Raw genomic sequence first — 4850 nt, 5'->3', positions numbered from 1 at the left:
GATGGGGTGCCGAGCATTCGGAGGTTCCGGCGCGACGGTTCTGGGCGAGTTGGACCGGGCGCGCGATCATGCTGCAACCGACCTGATCCAGGATCCCCGCGCAAGCTGCAAAGGGGCTCTTCCCTACGCACGGAGGCCCTGTTCCACCAGTCCCACGAAATCTGTTGTGCCGCAAGCTTGATGGTTTCATGTAGAAGAGTGAGAAGAGTTGAGAGCCCCCGGAAGAGAAAGAAAAAGAAGAAAGAGAAGCCGGAAACCCAAGTAAGACCCCAACTAGAGAACTAGCCGAATTTCCCTTTACAGAATCAAGAGCGGCGCGACAGGCGCGCCGCCCGGTGCACCCGCCCTACCGCTCCGCTCTCGGGCGGGCACCCCGGCGCAGAACCAGGATGGGGAGCTGAACCACTACAACAGTTCCTTCAATGCCAGACCCTGAAGGGCTGCCGCGCCATCCCTTACCGGATGGCTTGCCACGAATCTCTCCGCCATGGCACTCGGTCTGCGGCAATGGGGTTGTCCGATTCGCGGAACATGTGTGACGTGCCGGTCCGCCACTCATGGTTGGTGTTTGGGCTCGGCATGCCATGCGTCGCGATATGCCTCTTGCTCGGCGATCGTCGCTAGCTGGTCCAGCGCTGCGTCGGCAAGCGTGTCCACGAGGTCGCTCGATGTTGCCGCACGCCCCATGCGCATCACGTAGATGCGCCTCCCACCTCCCATGTCACGCGCCATCCCACTCGGATAGGTGTCCCGGCGTGACCCCTGCACCGCGACCATCCATCCTTTCGGCTCGAGCTGGCGGCGCAGCCGGACCAGTGCCTCGAACATGTCCATAGCCGTCGCTGTATACAAATCCTTGCCCAAGAACAGCTCTATCCGGTAGCGCGGCAGCGGCCCGTCGTAGCCGTCGAGCCAACCTCGTACCAGAGCACGCTTCTGCTCGTCACCACGGACCACCAGAATATCTCGATCTTCCAGGAGTCTCGGGTACTCGTTGCTCACCACGTGATCCAACCAGTACTGACGAACGCATATCAACTGCCCGCCAATGCTGTCGGCAGGTCCAGAACGTCCTAGCGCCTCTGGCGCTGAGGGTTTTGTCATGACCGCAGCCCAGGCAAGCGTCTTGAGGAGTGCGTAACCGAGATGTCCCCCCGGCGAGTGGTGCCGACTCTGCACTACCAATGACTGACGCAGCCCGAGCGATCAGCGGCATGTGCGTGCGTTGCGCGACAACCGGCCCCGCCTCGTCGAAATGGCGGGGCCGAGCCAGCAAGATGGCCACCGAGAGGCATGGCAAGAATGCCCCTCGTCCGGGTTGTCGATTATTTGTCGACCTCGACGTTGATCTCGGAGACGTCGTCGACAACGATAGGCTGGAGTGCGCTTTCAGGCTCCACCTCAGGTTGTTCGTTAGATGTTTCGTCGGACTGGACCTCTGTCAGCCTGGGCACCTCGGTAAGCTCGCTGTCCTGCACCGATTCTTCCGCCATTACTGCCTCCTTCATCCGCAATTACCAACGAAGCAAGCGTAGCGATCGGCGAATGCCCATGTGCGGCAACAGGATGTACTGGACGAACGCACTGAAATCGAGCGGACGGCTCAGGCGCTGCAAAGCCGCTCAGTTCGCCAGATCCGGCAGCTTGAGTGGCGGATGGGCCGGGGTGGTCCACGAGGCCGCATAATGCGGCCTCCACACTCCAGAGGACCGACAGAACCGGACCTACGTTTCTGTGCGCGGCCCAGTCGTGATCCTCAGTGACATGCCTGCTGAGGCAAGGCGCCTCAGAAGCCGAGGATCGAAATACATAGACGGAAAACTTCTGCCAGCCAACGCGGCCTCCACCCGAAGCTCGCCGCCGGGCTCGCTGTGCATCGCCACCGACCTACCGCCAGCACTCATTTCATCCAGGAACGCATTGACCTCGTCTTCCAGGCTCCAACTCGCGCCGACCCGGTGGAAACGATTTTCTCTCAGCCCATTTTCGGGATGCCTGGCCACCTCGGTACGAATTACCGGAATTTCGCGGTCTGAATCATCGATCACGGTCGACTCCTAGACGACATCGATATCGAGTGACAGCCCTAATGACGCCAGAAACGCCAGCGCCGCTGCCGATAACGTGATGGTTGGCCAAATCTCCTCGCCAGCGTCCACAGCAACGGTCAGGCACCCGGTTACTCCCTGATTCGAGAGAACGTGACCCAACCGCGTGGAAACTTGCGCAAGTTTCTCAACGGCACGGTCTACCTGCTCGCCGACCTCTCCGAAGGACACCTCCAGTCGGACAACCCAGCCATCGGAACTCCTACGCAGTTTGGGAGCCGCCCCTTGTTGCCCCGCCCGCCAGTAATTGAACGGTGCCAGTCCTAGCGCCGCGGTCACCTCGTCTGGATCGAATGTGCCGGTCAATTTCAGCGACACGGTCACTTCGGAAAGCTCCTCAGCAGTCATCGCAATCTGATCCCCGTCGATTCTCCTGCACCCGCCCCTCCTTTTGGCTTATAATACACATTTCCCTTTCCATCTTTGTATAGATCGTATCGGGACGGAGGGTCTGGCTTTATATCGTGTGGGTCATGACCGCGAGCCTTGAGTTCCCTTATGTCCCTATTTGTCAGGGGTTTGTCCTGCGCAGGGTTTCGCGTCCGTTCCTCGGTTTGATCCCATTCCGGCTCGCCTTCGGCGGAGTCATCGATCGATGTTATCAGGACTCCAAGACCTGCGATGGTAAGCAATCCACCGGTCGCGAGCGCCCCAGTCGAAAAACCGATTCCTGACAACCCTCCCAAAAAAGTTCCGACTGCCCTGGCGATCGCGGCGGCGGCCGTTTCGAGAGCCACTCCTTCCAACGTCACCGACTGGGGATTGCGGATTACCACTGCCGAGACCGCGATGACTACAGATGCACTTACAACGACAGCCGTAAACTGGGTATTGATATCCGTCCGCATCGTCGATAATGCAGCAGATAGTTTCTCGGTCGATGCGGCGAAATCAGAGGAGGCCAACTCGATATCGCCTGCACTGGTCGCGAGAGTGCGCAGGTGGTCTACCACATATGGGATATCCTCCGGAGCGTCGGAAGAATATGTTTGTTCCAGGCCTTCGGCTACCAATCGCAAGCGGGTCTGCGCGCCGAATACGCTGGTGTGAGAAGCAAAGGTTTTCCACGCCTTCGCTACCCTGTCGAACTTGTCAGTGTCGCTGTCGGGGATCTCGCCACTTGCGACCTGAGCAACCACTTTTTCGTACAAGCCGGGAAACTCTGATTCGAGCCCGCGACTATTCGCGTGTGCCGAGGCGACGCCGATCACCGAGCCAGCGCCGTATGGCAACTCCGTGGGAAGCGCCCTCGGAAGCGTCGGCCTGTCATCCTTGTTTGGGCTCCGATTTGCCTTATACTCGCCGCAGGCCCAATTGTAACCAGCGGCCGTCAGCACGTCCCCGAGTCGCTGCAAAGCGCGGGCAAAATTCGTTGCAAACAGGGTGAACGCACCGACCCGCTCATCGTATCCTGACGCCCAGGCCTTGATCGCTTGATAACCACCCGCCATCCCGCCCGTGGTAAGCAGGACCTTTTGCAGGGGGTTGTACACATCCTGGAATGCCTTGGATATGGCATAACATTCGTCGGCGGCACTGTAGTAGGTTTGCGGCGCGACGCCTACCACGTCATCCCCTTGCCATCCGCAGATTCAATTCTGACGCTTCGGAATACGAAGAATGGGCCGTCTGCGCCGCCCGCTGCATCTGCTCCAGCCCTTCGACCAGTTCGCGTGCTGCCGTCATCCATTCCTGGTGTTCCTCGGCGTAGGCTGTCGCAGCTGTACCTGTCCACTGCCCGCTCTGTATTAGGCCCTGCACTTTTCTTTCGAGTTGATCCAGATTGTCGGAAACGAACTCCTTGAAGCCTCGGGCACGCGCCGTCACATTCTCGATGTGGTCGAGGTCGAACTCGAATTCCGAGGACATGACGTCAGTCCAACTGCAGCGAGTTGTACGACGATGCGTTCGTGCTGTCCCGGTCCTGGTACGTCGCCGCGGTGACGCCGAGCTTCTCCGCCAGGTCAGTGAGCGAGTCCCACACCTTCAGCGCGCCGTCCTGCATCTCGTCCCAGCCGGTGCGATAGGCATCGGCCGCACTGCCCCTCCAAGTACCGAACAGCGCCTGAACCTCCCGGTCCAACGACGTGGAGCCCGACTTCAGTTGCTCTGCAATGTTATACGCGAACTTGCCGATGGCCTTGACTTCGTCCGGCACCACGTTCAGCGACGGATCACCTGTGGTCATGCCCCCTCCTCCCCACTCGATGGCCAGCACCTCCGAGCATACTGACAACCTCAAAGGTCGACAATTTCATCACCGGGCGTCGCGATCGAGGTTGCAAGGATCGCCGGGTTCGATACCTTCAGCGAAATGATCTATCCAGGTAGGAAGCGGCGCCACGAATAGCGCAATCGCGCCGAGAAGCGTTGGTGTCCCATCCTCAAGTAAGACCGGGTTGCTGTGTTCGGCAGGCCAGCATTGAACTCGGATCCGCGTCTGATCCGGCGATCCGAGCCGGTCACCGCCGGCTCGGAGACTCCGGCACCGCACGCAAATCGGCATTTCAGGAATGCTTGTACCGGCTTGGTGGCCGCAGATCCCCACTATCGTTGCGCCGAATCACGGGGCCGTTGCAGGAAGAAACGACATCGTGTCTCCCTCTCCGGGTGTGGTATTTGAGGAGTGTGTAACCGACATCTCACCCCGGACAGGTGCGCGACCTCCTCCCGGCGCAGTCCCGCGACTCGACGGCGCGAATCGGTGGCAATGCCGACCGACCCCGGATCCACCCGGGATCG

At 60.0% G+C, this 4850-nt stretch carries 7 protein-coding genes and 1 pseudogene; all 8 read right to left on the bottom strand.

Annotated features, from left to right (window positions below):
• Nucleotides 1–555 precede the first annotated feature (555 nt).
• Entirely contained in the window at nt 556–1002 is a 447-nt protein-coding gene (locus ABZW16_RS43080) for a hypothetical protein (RefSeq protein WP_354961942.1), read from the bottom strand.
• A gap of 323 nt (nt 1003–1325) precedes the next feature.
• The gene (locus tag ABZW16_RS43075) at nt 1326–1493 is read right to left on the bottom strand and encodes a hypothetical protein (protein WP_354961941.1); all 168 of its coding nucleotides are present in this window, start codon (nt 1491–1493) and stop codon (nt 1326–1328) included.
• A gap of 231 nt (nt 1494–1724) precedes the next feature.
• A complete protein-coding gene (locus ABZW16_RS43070) occupies nt 1725–2048 on the bottom strand; it encodes a hypothetical protein (RefSeq protein ID WP_327097736.1) in 324 nt (107 codons plus the stop codon).
• 9 nt (nt 2049–2057) lie between these two features.
• Entirely contained in the window at nt 2058–2456 is a 399-nt protein-coding gene (locus ABZW16_RS43065; protein ID WP_354961940.1) for a DUF4279 domain-containing protein, read from the bottom strand.
• Nucleotides 2453–3676 carry a polymorphic toxin type 33 domain-containing protein gene (locus ABZW16_RS43060; protein ID WP_354961939.1) on the bottom strand — a complete coding sequence of 408 codons (1224 nt, stop codon included), beginning with the start codon at nt 3674–3676 and terminating at the stop codon, nt 2453–2455. The genes ABZW16_RS43065 and ABZW16_RS43060 overlap by 4 nt, the downstream gene beginning before the upstream one ends.
• Nucleotide 3677: 1 nt before the next feature.
• A complete protein-coding gene (locus tag ABZW16_RS43055; protein ID WP_354961938.1) occupies nt 3678–3977 on the bottom strand; it encodes a WXG100 family type VII secretion target in 300 nt (99 codons plus the stop codon).
• 4 nt (nt 3978–3981) lie between these two features.
• Nucleotides 3982–4296, bottom strand: a complete 315-nt coding sequence (locus ABZW16_RS43050) for a WXG100 family type VII secretion target (protein WP_354961937.1) — start codon at nt 4294–4296, stop codon at nt 3982–3984.
• Between the two features lie 455 nt (nt 4297–4751).
• Nucleotides 4752–4850 (bottom strand): annotated as a pseudogene (locus tag ABZW16_RS43045) (XRE family transcriptional regulator); the annotation flags it as partial.

The organism is Nocardia sp. NPDC004604, assembly GCF_040609795.1.
In the GTDB taxonomy this organism is placed as follows: domain Bacteria; phylum Actinomycetota; class Actinomycetes; order Mycobacteriales; family Mycobacteriaceae; genus Nocardia.
This window is presented reverse-complemented; position numbering and strand designations above follow the sequence as displayed.